At 73.7% G+C, this 14527-nt stretch carries 15 protein-coding genes; 11 read left to right on the top strand and 4 right to left on the bottom strand.

Going from position 1 to position 14527, the window contains the following annotated elements:
- Window positions 1-6 precede the first annotated feature (6 nt).
- A complete protein-coding gene (locus ACIQVT_RS25400; RefSeq protein ID WP_403758331.1) occupies window positions 7-1821 on the bottom strand; it encodes a sigma-70 family RNA polymerase sigma factor in 1815 nt (604 codons plus the stop codon).
- 234 nt (window positions 1822-2055) lie between these two features.
- The gene (locus ACIQVT_RS25405) at window positions 2056-2625 is read right to left on the bottom strand and encodes a DUF4232 domain-containing protein (RefSeq protein ID WP_403758334.1); all 570 of its coding nucleotides are present in this window, start codon (window positions 2623-2625) and stop codon (window positions 2056-2058) included.
- Window positions 2626-2911: 286 nt separating this feature from the next.
- Here ACIQVT_RS25405 and ACIQVT_RS25410 point away from each other — a divergent pair, with 286 nt between their 5' ends.
- Window positions 2912-3985 carry an NAD(+)/NADH kinase gene (locus ACIQVT_RS25410; protein WP_403758337.1) on the top strand — a complete coding sequence of 358 codons (1074 nt, stop codon included), beginning with the start codon at window positions 2912-2914 and terminating at the stop codon, window positions 3983-3985.
- Between the two features lie 191 nt (window positions 3986-4176).
- Window positions 4177-4677, top strand: a complete 501-nt coding sequence (locus ACIQVT_RS25415) for a peptidylprolyl isomerase (protein WP_403758340.1) — start codon at window positions 4177-4179, stop codon at window positions 4675-4677.
- A 66-nt stretch (window positions 4678-4743) separates the two neighbouring features.
- On the opposite strand, the gene ACIQVT_RS25420 is transcribed toward ACIQVT_RS25415, so the two are convergent.
- Window positions 4744-5523 carry a thioesterase II family protein gene (locus ACIQVT_RS25420; RefSeq protein ID WP_403758343.1) on the bottom strand — a complete coding sequence of 260 codons (780 nt, stop codon included), beginning with the start codon at window positions 5521-5523 and terminating at the stop codon, window positions 4744-4746.
- A gap of 240 nt (window positions 5524-5763) precedes the next feature.
- Between ACIQVT_RS25420 and ACIQVT_RS25425 the strand changes: the two genes are divergently transcribed.
- From ACIQVT_RS25425 to ACIQVT_RS25465, 9 genes are all read left to right on the top strand, one after another.
- Complete coding sequence (locus ACIQVT_RS25425) at window positions 5764-6426, top strand: transcriptional regulator (protein ID WP_403758346.1); 663 nt, start codon at window positions 5764-5766, stop codon at window positions 6424-6426.
- 10 nt (window positions 6427-6436) lie between these two features.
- On the top strand, window positions 6437-7600 hold the full coding sequence (locus tag ACIQVT_RS25430) for an alanine racemase (RefSeq protein WP_403758349.1): 1164 nt from the start codon (window positions 6437-6439) through the stop codon (window positions 7598-7600).
- 53 nt (window positions 7601-7653) lie between these two features.
- Entirely contained in the window at window positions 7654-8622 is a 969-nt protein-coding gene (locus ACIQVT_RS25435; RefSeq protein WP_403758352.1) for a pyridoxal-phosphate dependent enzyme, read from the top strand.
- A gap of 129 nt (window positions 8623-8751) precedes the next feature.
- A complete protein-coding gene (locus tag ACIQVT_RS25440) occupies window positions 8752-9012 on the top strand; it encodes a GlsB/YeaQ/YmgE family stress response membrane protein (protein ID WP_403758355.1) in 261 nt (86 codons plus the stop codon).
- A gap of 119 nt (window positions 9013-9131) precedes the next feature.
- Complete coding sequence (locus ACIQVT_RS25445) at window positions 9132-9374, top strand: acyl carrier protein (RefSeq protein ID WP_403758358.1); 243 nt, start codon at window positions 9132-9134, stop codon at window positions 9372-9374.
- 103 nt (window positions 9375-9477) lie between these two features.
- Window positions 9478-10422, top strand: coding sequence for a Rieske 2Fe-2S domain-containing protein (locus tag ACIQVT_RS25450; RefSeq protein WP_403758361.1), 945 nt, complete (start codon window positions 9478-9480; stop codon window positions 10420-10422).
- Window positions 10423-10732: 310 nt separating this feature from the next.
- Window positions 10733-11932 (top strand): hypothetical protein, encoded by a 1200-nt coding sequence (locus tag ACIQVT_RS25455; protein ID WP_403758364.1) that lies wholly within the window; start codon window positions 10733-10735, stop codon window positions 11930-11932.
- An 11-nt stretch (window positions 11933-11943) separates the two neighbouring features.
- On the top strand, window positions 11944-12534 hold the full coding sequence (locus ACIQVT_RS25460) for a hemerythrin domain-containing protein (protein WP_403758367.1): 591 nt from the start codon (window positions 11944-11946) through the stop codon (window positions 12532-12534).
- A gap of 312 nt (window positions 12535-12846) precedes the next feature.
- Window positions 12847-13941, top strand: coding sequence for a glutamate--cysteine ligase (locus ACIQVT_RS25465; protein WP_403758370.1), 1095 nt, complete (start codon window positions 12847-12849; stop codon window positions 13939-13941).
- Between the two features lie 91 nt (window positions 13942-14032).
- Here ACIQVT_RS25465 and ACIQVT_RS25470 read toward each other — a convergent pair whose 3' ends face one another.
- Entirely contained in the window at window positions 14033-14497 is a 465-nt protein-coding gene (locus tag ACIQVT_RS25470) for an SPW repeat protein (RefSeq protein WP_403758676.1), read from the bottom strand.
- Window positions 14498-14527 lie beyond the last annotated feature (30 nt).

Genomic DNA, 14527 nt, shown 5'->3' on the forward strand with positions numbered 1-14527 from the left:
CCCGCGTCACATCCGGGCGCCGAAGTCCTGGGTCCACCACGGGCCGCCGGAACCGTTGTGGACGCCCACTCCGAGGTTCTTGAACGAACAGTTCAGGATGTTCGCGCGGTGACCGGCGCTGTGCATCCAGGAGTCCATCACGGCCTGCGGGGTCTGCTGGCCCCGCGCGATGTTCTCGCCGTACGTGGACCAGCGGTAGCCGGCCGCGGTGACGCGCTCGCCGGGGCCGGCGCCGTCCGGGTTGGTGTGGTCGAAGAAGTTCCGGGCGGCCATGTCGTCGGAGTGGCCCTGTGCGGCCTTGTCCAGCTGCGCGTCCTCGCTGACCGGACCGCATCCGGCGGCCGACCGCTCCTTGTTCACCAGGGCGATCACCTGGGCCACCGTTCCCACGGGCGCCGGCTGCGGTGCCGGCTGCGTCCGGGCCGGCCGGGCCGGGGTGGCGCTCGGGGTGACGCGCGCGGTGCGCCGGGCCTCGGGTGTCCGGCTGCCGCCGGCCGGGCGCGGGCTCTTGGAAGCGCTCGGTTTCTTCGAGTGCGACGCGGACGGTGACGGGGAGGCCGTCGGTGACGCCGAGGTCTCGACGGGACGGGGGGCCGCCATGTCGACGACGGGCGCGCCCTGGGTGTGCTCGGCGGTGACGTCCCCGGTGTGCGGCCCGGAGCCGGTCCCGAAGTACCAGAGGCCGCCGCCCGCGACGCAGGCGGCCACCACGGCTCCCCCGACGGCCCGGCGCCGGTTCCGCCGGCGCCGGCGCGCCTCGTCCCGGGCCGTCGTGCGCCGGCGGGCGCCCCGCAGCCCGGTGCGCGTGCCGGAACCCCTGCCGGTACCGGTCCCGGTGCGCGTGTTGCCGGGACCGGTACCGTCCGTACCGCCGGCTTCGTCCGGTCCCACACCCGTGTCACCCGCGTCCGCACCGGAGTACGCCGTGTGCCCGGTGTCCTCGGCGTAGGCGGCCGGACGGGCCGCCAGCGGGTCAGAGGCGGCCGGGGCGAAACCGGCCGCCGCCGCGCCGGTCGTGGCCGGGGCGGCCGTCGCGGACCGGACCGCCGCGAGCAGCGTCGGTGCCGCGCCGACCAGCGCGAGTCCGGCCAGCAGCCCCTCCGCCGGCAGCAGACCGCTCCACAGCCCGGCGCAGCGCGCGCAGTCGCGGGCGTGCCGGGCTATTCGCTTGCGCCACAGCGGGGACGGCGCTCCGTCCCAGGAGCCGAGGACACCGCGCAGTTCCTCGCAGACCGGCCGTGCGTCGAGCGCCCGTACGACCACCCGGGCCGACTCCAGTCTCGCCTTCACCCGCTGCACCCGTACGGCGGTGTGCCGCGGCGGCACGTCCAGCGCCGCGGTGACCTCGGCCCGGGTCAGTTCACCGGCGCACTCCAGCCACCACAGCGACAGCACCTCACGGTCGTCCGGTTCCAGCCAGCGGGTGGCCCGCGCGGTCTCCTGGCGCTGGCCGGACAGTTGGAGCCGGACGATGGTCAGGTCCACGAAGTCGGCGCCCGGGTCCGCGACATCGGTGGCCTCCTCGACGGCGCCGGGGGCGTGCTGCCGGTCCTGCCGGTGCGCCCGGACCCGGTTCATCGCGATGGCCACGAGCCAGGAGCGGAAACTGCCCGGGGACCGCAGGTCGCCGAGCGCGTCGAGGGCGCGGAGCATGGTGTCCTGGACGACGTCGTCGACGTCGACCGAACCGTTCAGGGCCCGGCCCACGATGTTGTAGACGAGCGGGAGGTAGGCGCTGACCAGCGCGTCCTGGGCGGCCGGGTCCCCCGCTCGGGCGGCGTCGACCAGTGCCGCCGTGTCCACCGTGTGCTGTGTCCTCATCAGAGCTTCCCTGTCCTCGACGCCGAACGATGCTGTCCGTTACCTGGGAGACCGCGAGGTGCGGTGCCGATAACAGTTCTTCGGAAAATCGTTCGACGTGAGACTCACAGGGGCGGCGCCCCGGCCGCAATGGAGAAGATCACACGACGGCGGTGCCCCGGCCGGCCGCGCGGTCGCGGCCGGACCGGGGCACCGGCCGGGTACGGGCACCGGCCGCGCCGGTGCCCGCGGGGTTCAGGAGGGCTTCACCTTGGACACCGCCGTCGCGGTGACCTTGTTGTCGCACTCGGCGAACTGGCCGTCGGCCAGCGCGACCTGGTGCGCTCCGGCGCCGGGCAGGCCGACGACCAGCGTCGGGTAGACGGAGGGCGTCGCGCCGGACACGCAGTACCCGTCACCCTCGCCCTGGACCTGCACGAAGGTCAGCTTCAGCCACGCCTTGCCGCCCGGCGCCACCCGCACGGTGGACGCGGTGCCCTTGCGGGTCACCTTCAGCGGGACGGAGTGCCGGGGCGAGCCGTTGGCCGCTCCGGCCACCGTCGGGTGGCCCCGCAGCACGCAGGCCTTCGTGCCGGTGTTGGCGAACTGGACGACGGCCGCGCCGGTGCCGGTTCCCCGGGGCCGGACGGTCGCCTGTCGGGCCGTCACCTTCAGTGCCTTCGCCGCGCAGGTGGGCGTGGTCGCGGCGGTGGCCGTCCCGGCCGCGGGTGCCGCGCTGGCCGACTGGGAGACCGTCAGCGAGAGGGTTGCGGCGACGGCGGCCAGGGCCGCCGCGGTGACGTGGCCGGCGTGTCGGTTCTTCATGGGATCCCCCGAGATCTGCGGTGCGGGTCAAGGACGACCGGCGTGGTGCCGGTACTCACGTGCACAGACCGGGAGGCGGGGGCCACGGGTTCCCGGGGCGGCGGTGCTGTGACACGACGGTGACGTGAGCAGGGCCCCTCCGTTCGGTACGGCGCCGCGCCGGGCGGGTCACGGGTCCCACGACGTGCTCCGGGCGGCGTGGCGCGCGCCGGGCGGGTCCGGTCCGCGGCGAGGATGGCAGCCGGGGACGAGGCGGCCGGGAGGCGGATGTGCGGGAGTGTCGGGTATGACGGTGAACCGGGTCGGCCTGGTCGTGCACGGCGGGCGCCCCGAGGCGGTGGCGGCCGCGCGTGCCGTGCGCGAGTGGTGCGCCGAGCACGCGGTGGCCTGCGCCGACATCGACGTGTGGCGGGAGGGCGCGCGGCACAGCGCCCGGGAGGAGGTCGATGCCGCGGGCGATCCCGACCTGGTGGTCACCCTGGGCGGCGACGGTACGTTCCTGCGCGGCGCCCGGCTGGCGGCCGAGAACGACGCCATGGTGCTCGGCGTCGACCTGGGCCGAGTCGGATTCCTGACGGAGGTGCCGGCCACGGCGGTGCGGGCCGCGCTGGACGCCGTACGGGAGCGGCGGATCACCGTGGAGAGCCGGATGCTGCTCACCCTGCGGGCGTCGTGCCGGCTGGAGGTGCCGGCGCAGATGGAGGCGCTGCTGCGGTACGGGCGCGGGCCGCTGCTGCCCCCGCCCCGGGTACGGACGGACTGCACGGCGGGCGGGGACTGGGGGGTGGCCCTGAACGTCACCGCGCTGAACGACGTGGTGGTGGAGAAGCTGGCGCGCGACCGGCAGGTGTCGGTCGGGGTCTACCTGGCCGGCCGGCTGCTGGCCGCCTACTCGGCCGACGCGCTGCTGGTGGCCACGCCCACGGGGTCCACCGCGTACAGCTTCGCCGCGGGCGGCCCGGTGGTCTCGCCGCGGGTGGAGGGCCTCGTCTTCACGCCGGTCGCGCCGCACATGGTGTTCAACCGCTCGGTCGTGGCGGCGCCGGACGAGCCGATCGCGCTGCGGGTGCTGGAACGGTCGGGCCAGGCGGCGGTCAGCATCGACGGCCAGCTGCGTGGCGTGCTCAGCCCCGGGGACTGGGTCGGCGTGTACGCCGCGCAGCGCAGACTGCGTGCGGTCCGGCTGGGCCCGACCGACTTCTACGGCCGGCTGCGCGAGCGGATGAACCTGACCGACGCGCCGGCCGCGCTCGCCGACGGGGCGGCGGCCCCGCTGTGGCCGGTGACGACGCCACCGCCGCCCGACCTGGCCCACCTCGCCATGCCGCCGGCGCCCGACGACGCGGCGTGGCCGTCCTGAGCCGCCGGGGCGGCGCCGGTCCTGACCCGGATGGCCGTTCGACGTCCGGGGCGCTGCCGCGCGGGGTGTGCCCTCTGTGGTCATATATTCCCTGGTGCGCGCGAGCGCGTGATCCTCGGTCGCACCGCAGAAGCGGCCGTCCGGGCCGTACCGTACGCGTGGGCAGCGCCCACGGGAACAAGGAGATTGTGATGTCGTCCGTCGAGCTGAACACCAACTTCGGCCGTGTCGTGCTGGAGCTCAACGACGCCGAGGCGCCCAAGACCGTCGAGAACTTCCTGACGTACGTGCGCAACGGCCACTACGACGGCACGATCTTCCACCGGGTGATCCCCGGCTTCATGGTCCAGGGCGGTGGCTTCACCCAGGACATGTCCCAGAAGCCCACCCTCGCCGCGATCCCCAACGAGGCCGACAACGGCCTGAAGAACCAGACCTACACGGTGGCGATGGCGCGTACCAGCGACCCGCACTCCGCGACGGCCCAGTTCTTCATCAACGTGTCGGACAACGGCTTCCTCAACTACACGTCGAAGACCCCGAACGGCTGGGGCTACACCGTGTTCGGCCGGGTCACCGAGGGCACGGAGGTCGTCGACAAGATCACGACCGTCAGGACGGGCAGCCGCCAGGGCCACCAGGACGTTCCCGCCGAGCCCGTGGTGATCGAGTCCGCCAAGGTCCTGGGCTGACGCACACCACGCGGGCGGCACCGCTGCGCCGGTGCCGCCTGTGTCGTCCCGGGCCGCCTGCGCCCCTCAGACCGACGCCCCCGCGGCGGGCCCCAGCCGCCGCAGCGCGGTCCTGACCTCGGCCAGTACGGCCTCCTGCGCCGCCACCAGGTAGAAGTGGGCGCCGGGGAAGACCCGCAGCTCGAATCCGCCCTCGGTCTCCTCGGCCCAGGTCCGGGCCTCGTCGAGGGAGACCCGGGGGTCGGCGTCGCCGGTCATCGCGACGACGGGACAGCTCAGGCGTGGCCCGGGGACCCGCCGGTAGGTCTCCACCGCGCGGTAGTCGGCGCGCAGCACGGGCAGGACCATCCGCAGCAGTTCCTCGTCCTCCAGCAGGGCGGCGTCGGTGCCGTCGAGCTTGGTGACCTCGGCGATGAGCGTCGCGTCGTCGCCCTGGTGGACGGTCTCGGTGCGCACCAGGGACGGGCCGCGGCGCCCGGAGGCGAAGAACAGCGCGGGGGGCCGGCCGGCGGCCTGGAGCAGCCGGGCCAGTTCGAAGCCGACCATGGCGCCCATGCTGTGGCCGAACAGCACCGGCGGTGTGCCGTCCGATTCGCCCAGCGCGTGGAACACACCCCGGGCGAGTTCCTGGATGGAGCCGGCCAGGGGTTCGTCGTAGCGGTCCTGGCGGCCGGGGTACTGCACCGCCAGCACCTCCACCGCCGGGGAGAGTGCCCGGGAGAGGCCGAAGTAGAAACTGGCGGAGCCCCCGGCGTGCGGCAGGCAGATCAGCCGGGGCGCGCCCGGCGTCGGCCGGTGGAAGCTGCGCAGCCACAATCGGTGCTGCGCGCCTGGCTGTTCGGCCATGGATCCCCCTCGTCGGACTGTGCTGACCGGCTGTGCGACGACGTGCTGGTGGAGACGGTACTAAGACGGCGGCCCCTCGCGCGGCAGAACGGTGATCAGCGGGCTGGACAGCTGCCGCGAGACTTCTTAGCCTTGCCAGTCCAGAGTTGGACGTTTCGTCGAAGCCCGGCGTCGGGCCGACGACCGGCGTCCGGCCGCGAAGGCGGCGTCCGGTCGCCCACCGAGGGGAGTCAGGGTCCGTTGAGCAGTCCGCACGACCCCGCCGCCGCCCGTCCCGCCGGGGATGCGGACGAGCACCTCGTCCGGGAGGCCGAGAAGATCGCGGTGGCCCTGGGCCGCATGTTCCCGGGGCTGTGCGAGGTCGTACTGCACGACCTGCGGACCCCGCGCCACGCGGTCCGGGTGATCGAGAACAACCTGTCGGGCCGTCAGGTGGGCGACTCCGTCACGGAGTTGGGCCTCGCCCGGATCGCCGACCCGGAGTTCCCGAGCGTGCTCCAGAACTACCCCAACCGGTTCCCCGACGGCCGCCCCGCGAAGAGCACGTCCATCGGCATCAGGAACGCGGCCGGCGAGTACATCGCGGCGCTGTGCCTGAACCTGGACGTGTCCGTGCTGTCCCCGGTGACCCTGGCGCTGTCCAACCTCGTGGCCACGGACACCGGGCACCGCGACGAGCCGCTCGAGACCCTGCGGGACCGCGACGCGCGCGAGCTGCGGCGGGCGGTGGAGGCGCACGCCGCGGAGCGGGCCGCGACTCCCCGCTCACTGAGCCGGGAGGACAAGAAGGCGCTGGTCCGGCGGCTCCGGCACGACGGCTACTTCGCCTCGCGCGACGCCGCGCACACCATCGCGGACCTGCTCGGCGTGTCCCGGGCGACGGTCTACAACTACGCGAAGTGAAGGGCCGCCCATGACCTCCGCCCCCTCCCCCGCCACGGACCTGTCCGGCCCGGACACCCCGTTCGCCGTCGTCGACGTCGACCGGACGCGGCGCAACATCGCCCGCCTGCGGGCGCGGGCCGACCGGCTCGGGGTGCCGCTGCGGCCCCACGTGAAGACGGCCAAGAGCCTCGACGTCGCCGCGCTCCTGCACGACGGCGTCCCCGGCCCCGTCACCGTCTCCACCCTCGCCGAGGCCGAGGCGTTCGCCGCCGCGGGCCACAGCGACATCACGTACGCCGTCGGCATCGCCCCGCACAAAGTCCCGCGGGTCCTCGCCCTGGCGCGGCGCGGGGTCACCCTGCGCGTCCTGCTGGACAGCGCCGAGCAGGCGCGGTCCGTCGCCGCCGCGGCGCGCGAGGCCGGCACGGCCGTCCCCGCCCAGATCGAGATCGACTGCGACGGCCACCGCGGCGGGCTGGTGCCGGACGCCCCCGAACTCACCGTCATCGGCGGCATCCTGCACGACGCGGGCTGCCTGGACGGGGTCCTGGCCCACGCGGGCGAGTCGTACTCGGCGTCCACCGAGGAGGAGCGGCGCCTGGCGGCGCGCGGCGAACGCGACAGCGTGGTGGCGGCGGCAGGCCGGCTGCGCGCCGCCGGACTGCCGGTGCGGACCGTCAGCGTGGGCTCCACGCCCACCGCACACGCCGCCGACGACCTCACGGGAGTCACCGAACTGCGCGCCGGCAACTACGTCTTCTTCGACCTGGTGATGGCCGGTCTCGGCGTGTGCGCCGTCGACGACCTCGCCCTGTCGGTCGTCGTCACCGTCATCGGTCACCGCCCGGAGTACGGGTGGGTCCTCACCGACGGCGGCTGGATGGCCATGTCCCGCGACCGCGGCACCGCCGCGCAGGCCCAGGACCAGGGGTACGGGCTGGTCGCCGACCTGTCCGGCGCGCTGGTCCCCGGTCTCGTCATGACCGCGGCGAGCCAGGAGCACGGCACCCTCACCATGCGGGACGGCGGCCCGCCGCCCGCCCTCCCCGTCGGCACCCGGCTGCGCGTCCTGCCCAACCACGCCTGCGCCACCGCCGCCCAGCACCGCGGTTACCACGTCGTCGACGGCTCCCGGAACACGGCCGGCGCACCCGCCGTCGAGGCGTTCTGGCCCCGGATCGACGGCTGGTGACCCGGGACCGGACCCTCCCCGCACCCCCGCCCCCTCACCACCAAGGACCCCGCATGGCCGCCGTACCGCCCGTTACCTTCGAGGACGTCCGTGAGGCCGCCGCCCGCCTGAAGGGCATCGCCCACCGCACCCCGGTGCTCACCTCCCGCACCCTGAACTCCCTGGTGGGGGCGGAGGTGTTCATCAAGGCGGAGAACTTCCAGCGGGTCGGCGCCTTCAAGTTCCGCGGCGCCTACAACGCCGCCGCCCAGCTGCCGCCGGAGCGGCTGGCGCGGGGCATCGCGGCCTACTCCTCCGGCAACCACGCCCAGGCGACCGCCCTGGCCGCGCGCGAACTGGGCACCACCGCCGTCATCCTGATGCCCGAGGACGCGCCCCGCTCCAAGCGGGAGGCGACCGCCGGATACGGGGCGGAGATCGTCACGTACGACCGCTACACGCAGGACCGGACCGCGCTCGGCCACGCCCTCGCCGCGGACCGCGGGCTGGCCCTGATCCCGCCCTACGACGACCCGCACGTCATCGCCGGACAGGGCACCGCCGCTCTCGAACTCCTGGAGGAGACCGGCCCGCTGGACGCCCTCGTGGTGCCCGTGGGGGGCGGCGGCCTGATCGCGGGCAGCGCCACCGCCGCCACCACCCTGCACCCCGGCATCCGCGTCATCGGGGTCGAACCGGAGGCCGGTGACGACACCCGACGCTCCCTGGAGAGCGGCGCGCGCGTCACCGTCCCGGTCCCCCGTACCATCGCCGACGGGCAGGCACTGGCCACGCCCGGCGAGGTCACCTTCCCCGTCAACCAGCGCCTGGTCGACGGCATCGCGCTGGTCAGCGACGCCGAGATCGTCACCGCCATGCGCTTCGCCTTCGAGCGCCTGAAGGTCGTCCTGGAGCCGAGCGGCGCGACCCCCCTGGCCGCCCTGCTGGCCGGCCGGGTCGACAACCCCCCGCGCCGCATCGGCCTCATCGCCTCCGGCGGCAACATCGACACCCGGCGCTTCAGCGAACTCCTCGCTCCCTGAAGGGTGTTGCCGGGCCGGTGATCCCTCCACGCGGGCGCGCGCGGACGTCTTCGCCACACGCAGGCGTAAGCGCCGCGTCCAGGGGCACGCGAGGAGCAACGGACTTCGTGCACTGCGGAAGGAGAAGTCGTGTCGTTCTTGTGGGCCATCATCGCGGGACTGATCATCGGACTGCTTGCCAAGCTGGTCCTCCCCGGGCGCCAGCCCATCCCGCTCTGGCTGACGGTCATCATGGGCATCATCGGAGGCGTCGTCGGCAACCTGCTCGCCAGCGCGTTCGGCGTCGGCGCGACCAACGGCATCGACTGGATCCGCCACATCTTCCAGGTAGGTGTCGCCGCCCTCCTCATCGCTTTCGTCACCCCGCTCTGGGCCCGACGACACGCGTGAACCCCCGCGTGAGAAGTCCCCGCCCGCTGCCGGGGACTTCTTCGTGTACGGGGTGTTTCGGCCCGGGAAAAGGTGAAACCCAGCTGTTGTCCCGATGAAGAGATGAGCCAGGAGGACTCATGGCCACAGGCGAGACCGGATTCAGCGATGTCGTGTTCGACCTCATCTCCGTGCAGTACCACTCCCTGAAGGCCGGACACGACTACGGCCAGTACGTGCGCGACGCGGAGAACGCCGGCAAGAAGGAGATCGCCGAGTTCTTCCGCGGTGTCATGGAGCAGGACTCCGAGCGCGCCGCCCGCTGTCACCGGTTCCTGGCCGAACTGTCCGGTTCCGAGGACGCCGGCCCGGCGGTGAGCTGACGGCGACACCCTGCCCGCCGGGCGGGCGGTGGACGGGAGAGGCGGCTGCCGGACCGGCAGCCGCCTCCGTTTGCCGTCCGGGCAGAGGGGGACCCGGCCGCCCATGAGCACTTCGTCCGGTCGCCGCGGCCGTGCCCCGCGGCAGAACACATTCCTCAGGTTGCTGGACCGGCTGGAGCGCGACCCGCGCGCCGACCGGGTGATCGACGTCCTGCGCACCGGGACGCGCGCGCTGCCGCTCGGCGCGGCACGGGACGCGCTCCACGGCCGGTGGCTGGGCCACCCGGTGCATCCGCTGATGGTGCAGGTGCCGATCGGCACCTGGCTGTCGGCCGCCGTGCTGGACCTGCGGCCCGGGCGCTCCCCCGGGGCGGCCCTGCTGATCGGTGTCGGGATGGCCGCGGCCGCGCCGGCCGCCCTGGCCGGCGCCGTGGACTGGGCAGAGCTGCACCCCGAGCAGCAGCGCGTCGGCCTGGTGCACGCCCTGGCCAACACCGCGGCCCTCGGCCTGTACGGCGTCTCGCTGGTCCGCCGCGCGCAGGGACGCGGGGTGGTGGGCCGCGCCTACGGGTTCGCCGGGCTCACCGCGGTCGGGCTCGGCGGCGCCCTGGGCGGGCACCTGGCCTACCGCCAGGCCTCCGGCGCCAACCACACCGAGGAGGTCCCGCACGTGGTGACCGACGGGTGGCACCGCGTCGGCCCCGTCGACGCGTTCCCCACCGGGCGGCCCGTACGGCGCAGTGTGGACGACGTCCCCGTGCTCGTCGTACGCGAGGACGCGGGGACGGTGCACGCGCTCGCGGAGCGGTGCAGCCATCTCGCGGGACCGTTGGCCCAGGGCACGGTCGAGGACGGTTGCGTCCGCTGCCCCTGGCACGGCAGTGTCTTCCGGCTCTCGGACGGTCTCAACGTGCGCGGTCCGGCCACCGCGCCCCAGCCCGCCTTCGACACGCGGACCGTCGACGGCCACGTCGAGGTGCGGCTGCGCCGGGCCGGCCGGGACGACGGGGCACCGGCGGACCGGGGGTCCGGCGGGCAGGAGAGCTGACACAGACGTACGCGGACACCAGGCCCGCGGCGGGCGAGAGGCCCGCCGCGGGCCTGCGCGCGTGAGGTGCCCGCGACCCCTCGGGCGGGTCGGCTCCGGACCGCTCGACGAAAGCGTCGATCCGGACATCTCGTACGCGGTCCGGTATGCCACTCCAACTGGCCCAGCTGGGCGAACCATGTGTCCCCCGAGCCCCACCGGTAGCTGAAAAGTACCGGTTGCGCCCAGACTCGATGACGGGCCTGTGGCCCTCGTCCCGGGCGGGGTACCCGCCGGCGCACCACCAGCTCTGCTCTTGGAGGCATCTTCCATGACGTTCAACCCACTGGAGCAGCGGGGTATCCCGCTCGACCGCCAGCTGCGCAGCTGGCGTGAGCTGAACGTGCAGCCGATCGACCCCGACCGCTGTGACCCGTACACCCGGTGCCGCATCATCACGATGAACGGCATCGAGGTGGAGGCCATCCTCTTCAGCCACCAGCTCGCCCGTCACACCCCCGACCCGGAGCTGAAGCGCCAGCTCGCCCGGACCCGGTACATCGAGGCGCAGCAGCAGAAAGTGGTCAACTGGCTGCTGCCGGGTGTCTCCTCGGTGCTCGAGACGACGATCGCCTACGAGCAGGTCGCGGTGGACCTGACGGCGTGGGTGGCCCGGATGGAGCCGGACCCGTACCTCAAGCAGGCCTACCAGTTCGGTGTGCTGGAGGACTTCGACCACCTGTACCGGTACGCGAACCTGTACGAGATGATCGAGCACCGCAAGGCGGAGTCGATCGTCGACAACCTCACCGAGGTCATGCCGGGCCGCCCCACCCGGTTCCACCACCGCGACCCGGTCGACAACGTCCGTGACCCGTACGACAGGAAAACGACGAACCCGCTGTCGAAGCTGCACGCGCTGACCATCATGTCGGCGGAGCAGCAGACGATGAACTTCTACATGAACACCGGCCCCACCTACATGGAGCCGATCGCCCGGCAGCTCTACCAGGAGATCGGACTGATCGAGGAGGAGCACGTCACCCACTACGAGTCCCTCGTCGACCCGGGCGAGACCTGGTGGGAGCAGCTCGTCAACCACGAGTACAACGAGTGCTACCTGTACCACTCCTTCATGGAGCAGGAGAGCGACCCGAGGGTCAAGGCGATCTGGGAGCTGCACCTGAACATGGAGCTGGAGCACCTCCACATCGCCTGCGACCTGATGCGCCGCCACGACGGCCGCGAACCGCAGGAGGTCCTGGCCCCGGAGCTGCCGAACGTGCTCACCTTCGAGCCGAACAAGCAGTACCTGCGTGAACTCCTCGACACCCAGATGGACCTGACCACCCTCGGCGCGGGCTACGTCCGCGACGCGCACGAGCGGTTCGAGAAGATGCAGGAGCGGATCCACGGCGGCGAGGAACCGCCGAGCGACCGGGTCATGGCCGAGCACGACGCCATGTTCGGCCGCGAGTACCGCGTGCAGACCGAGGGCGAGCACCCCGACCCCGCCCAGCGTGAGAAGTGAGGCGGCCGCACATGTCCGAGCTGCACACCCCGCAGGCGGGTGACGACCACGCGCCCGACATCGACGTCGTCGCCCTGCTGATGCGTCAGCACGGTGACATCCGCAACCTGTTCGACGAGGTGGAGCGGCGCGAGGGGGAGGAACGCCGCGAGGCCTTCCGCCGCCTGGTCCGGCTGCTCGCCGTGCACGAGACCGCCGAGGAGGAGGTCGTGCACCCCTTCGTCCGGCGGGCGGTGTCGGGCGGGGAGCGGGTCGTCGAGGATCGGCTCGCCGAGGAGAAGGCCGCCAAGGAGACCCTCGCGGCGCTGGACGACATGGACACCGACGACCCGTCGTTCATGCCGCGGCTGATGGAGCTGCGCACGGACGTGCAGGAGCACGCGCGGGCGGAGGAGCGCTACGAGTTCTCCCACATCCGCCGCAGCACCGACGTCACCAACCTCTCCACCATGGCCAAGGCCGTCAAGGCGGCCGAGGCGATGGCGCCCACGCGGCCCCACCCCGGCGTCCAGACGGCCGCGGCGAACATGGCCCTCGGTCCCGTCGCCGCCCTCATGGACCGAACGAAGGACGCCGTCCGCAAGGCGATGGGCAAGCACTGAACCGCGCCCGGCGCCCGCGGCACCGCCCGCACGGGCCTGCCGGACGCTGACGGCGATGCGGCGGCCGGCAGGCGTCGGGCGGTGCCCGGAGGCCGGTGCCCGGAGGCGGTGCCGGGGAGCGGCCCGGGGCGCCCCGGGCCGCCGCCGGCCCGGCACCGGGATGCGCGGGCGGTTTGAGGGCGAAACCATGGTGGCACTTGGATCGTCCCCGCACACGATCGGGGCGGCGCCGGGGACCGAGCGGCGGCACCCCGGCTCCAGGGGCGTGCCCGTTGCCCTCGGGCAGCGCGCCGCGGGAACGGGAGGCCCAGGATGACCACCGTCGGTGTCGAAGAGGAGTACCTGCTCGTGGAGCCGGCCAGTGGCCGGCTGGCGGCGCGCGCGGAGAAGGTGCGCGCCGCGGCGGGCCTCGAACCGTTCGTCGCGCCGCGGGAGATCCAGCCGGAGCTGCTCCAGGCCCAGGTCGAGGTGGCCACCCCGGTCTGCGAGTCGCTGGACGAGGTCGGCGGCCACCTGCTGCGGCTGCGGCACGCAGTGGCCGGGGCGGCCGAGGCGCACGGCTGCCGCCTGGTGGCCAGCGGGACGCCTCCGCTGCGCCAGGCGCTGCCCGTGCCCGTCACCGACCAGGCCCGCTACCGCGCCATGCAGCAGCAGGCGCCGCAGCTGGTGGCCGAGCAGATGGTCAACGGCATGCACGTGCACGTCGCCGTCCCGGACCGGCGGGTGGGCGTCCAGGTGCTCAACCGGATCCGGGGGTGGCTGCCCGTCCTGACGGCGATGGCGGCGAACAGCCCGCTGTGGGAGGGGCACGACACGGGGTTCGCCAGCTGGCGCACCGTGGTCTTCGACCGCTGGCCGGTCAGCGGCGTCCCGCCGTGCTTCGCCGACGAGGCGGACTACGACCTGCGGGTGCGGCGGCTGCTGTCGACGGGGGTGATCGGTGACACCGGCCAGCTGTACTGGCAGGTCCGCCTGTCCGAGACCTACCCGACGGTCGAGATCCGCTGTCTCGACGTGCAGCTGCGCACCGACGAGGCCGCGATGTTCGCGGGGCTGGTGCGCGCCCTGGTGGACACCGCCCGGCAGGAGGCGGCTGCGGGCCGCGAGGCACCGGAGAGTCCTCCGGAGCTGGTGGACGTGGCGATGTGGCAGGCGGCGCGGTACGGGCTGGGCGGCGATCTGATCCTGCCCGGGGGTGAGCGCTGCCGGGCCGGCGACGCCGTGTACCGGCTGCTGGCGCACATCGGGCCGGCCCTGGACGCGGCCGGCGACACCCGGGAGGTGACCTCGTTGGTGCACCGGCTGCTCCAGCAGGGGACGGGGGCGGACCGGCAGCGGCAGGCGCTGGCCGACGGCGGCCCCGACGCCGTGATCGACATGCTGGTCGAGACGAGCGGCATGCCCTGACCGGCTCGTGCACGGCCTGTGCACGGCTGAGGGGCGCGTCGCCGGGCGGTTCACCCGGGGACGCGCCCCTCATCGGTGCGGCGCCGGAGGGTCAGACGCGGCCCGACCCGTACCGCGCGGACATGTCGCCCCGGGAGTGGGACTTCTCCGCCGCGCGGGCGGCGGCGCTGGCGGCCAGCGCCAGCAGCAGGGCGAGCGCCCCGGTGATCACGTTGTTCCAGACGGTCCTGGTGGTGCTGACGTCACCGGCCACCACCCAGGGCGCGATGATGGCCCACACGCCCAGGGCGCAGGCCGCCCAGGCCATGCTGTGGGTGCGCTCGTAGGCGCGGCCGAAGCCGCCGCTCATCAGCAGCGCGTAGGCGATACCGGTGACCAGGTTGGTGACGGCCAGCGTCGACAGGTTGTTGAACCCGGTGATCCAGGGCGACGCGGCGAGGTACAGGCCGGTGAGCAGCGCGAGCGTCTCGACGGCCTGGCCCCTGGGCGTGGTGGTCGCGCGCTCGGCCATCTCGTGGCGCTCGCGCATGTCGATGATGTCCGGGTGGGTCTCCATCGACGGCTTCGGGGAAGTTGCCATGATCCT

The organism is Streptomyces sp. NPDC100445 (assembly GCF_044759735.1).
Lineage (GTDB): Bacteria > Actinomycetota > Actinomycetes > Streptomycetales > Streptomycetaceae > Streptomyces.

What these genes read in the sequence shown, in the direction of transcription:
- ACIQVT_RS25400 (WP_403758331.1), bottom strand. Translation starts at nt 1,821, where the DNA reads ATGAGGACACAGCACACGGTGGACACGGCGGCACTGGTCGACGCCGCC.
- ACIQVT_RS25405 (WP_403758334.1), bottom strand. Translation starts at nt 2,625, where the DNA reads ATGAAGAACCGACACGCCGGCCACGTCACCGCGGCGGCCCTGGCCGCC.
- ACIQVT_RS25410 (WP_403758337.1), top strand. Translation starts at nt 2,912, where the DNA reads ATGACGGTGAACCGGGTCGGCCTGGTCGTGCACGGCGGGCGCCCCGAG.
- ACIQVT_RS25415 (WP_403758340.1), top strand. Translation starts at nt 4,177, where the DNA reads ATGTCGTCCGTCGAGCTGAACACCAACTTCGGCCGTGTCGTGCTGGAG.
- ACIQVT_RS25420 (WP_403758343.1), bottom strand. Translation starts at nt 5,523, where the DNA reads ATGGCCGAACAGCCAGGCGCGCAGCACCGATTGTGGCTGCGCAGCTTC.
- ACIQVT_RS25430 (WP_403758349.1), top strand. Translation starts at nt 6,437, where the DNA reads ATGACCTCCGCCCCCTCCCCCGCCACGGACCTGTCCGGCCCGGACACC.
- ACIQVT_RS25435 (WP_403758352.1), top strand. Translation starts at nt 7,654, where the DNA reads ATGGCCGCCGTACCGCCCGTTACCTTCGAGGACGTCCGTGAGGCCGCC.
- ACIQVT_RS25445 (WP_403758358.1), top strand. Translation starts at nt 9,132, where the DNA reads ATGGCCACAGGCGAGACCGGATTCAGCGATGTCGTGTTCGACCTCATC.
- ACIQVT_RS25450 (WP_403758361.1), top strand. Translation starts at nt 9,478, where the DNA reads ATGAGCACTTCGTCCGGTCGCCGCGGCCGTGCCCCGCGGCAGAACACA.
- ACIQVT_RS25455 (WP_403758364.1), top strand. Translation starts at nt 10,733, where the DNA reads ATGACGTTCAACCCACTGGAGCAGCGGGGTATCCCGCTCGACCGCCAG.
- ACIQVT_RS25460 (WP_403758367.1), top strand. Translation starts at nt 11,944, where the DNA reads ATGTCCGAGCTGCACACCCCGCAGGCGGGTGACGACCACGCGCCCGAC.
- ACIQVT_RS25465 (WP_403758370.1), top strand. Translation starts at nt 12,847, where the DNA reads ATGACCACCGTCGGTGTCGAAGAGGAGTACCTGCTCGTGGAGCCGGCC.
- ACIQVT_RS25470 (WP_403758676.1), bottom strand. Translation starts at nt 14,497, where the DNA reads ATGGAGACCCACCCGGACATCATCGACATGCGCGAGCGCCACGAGATG.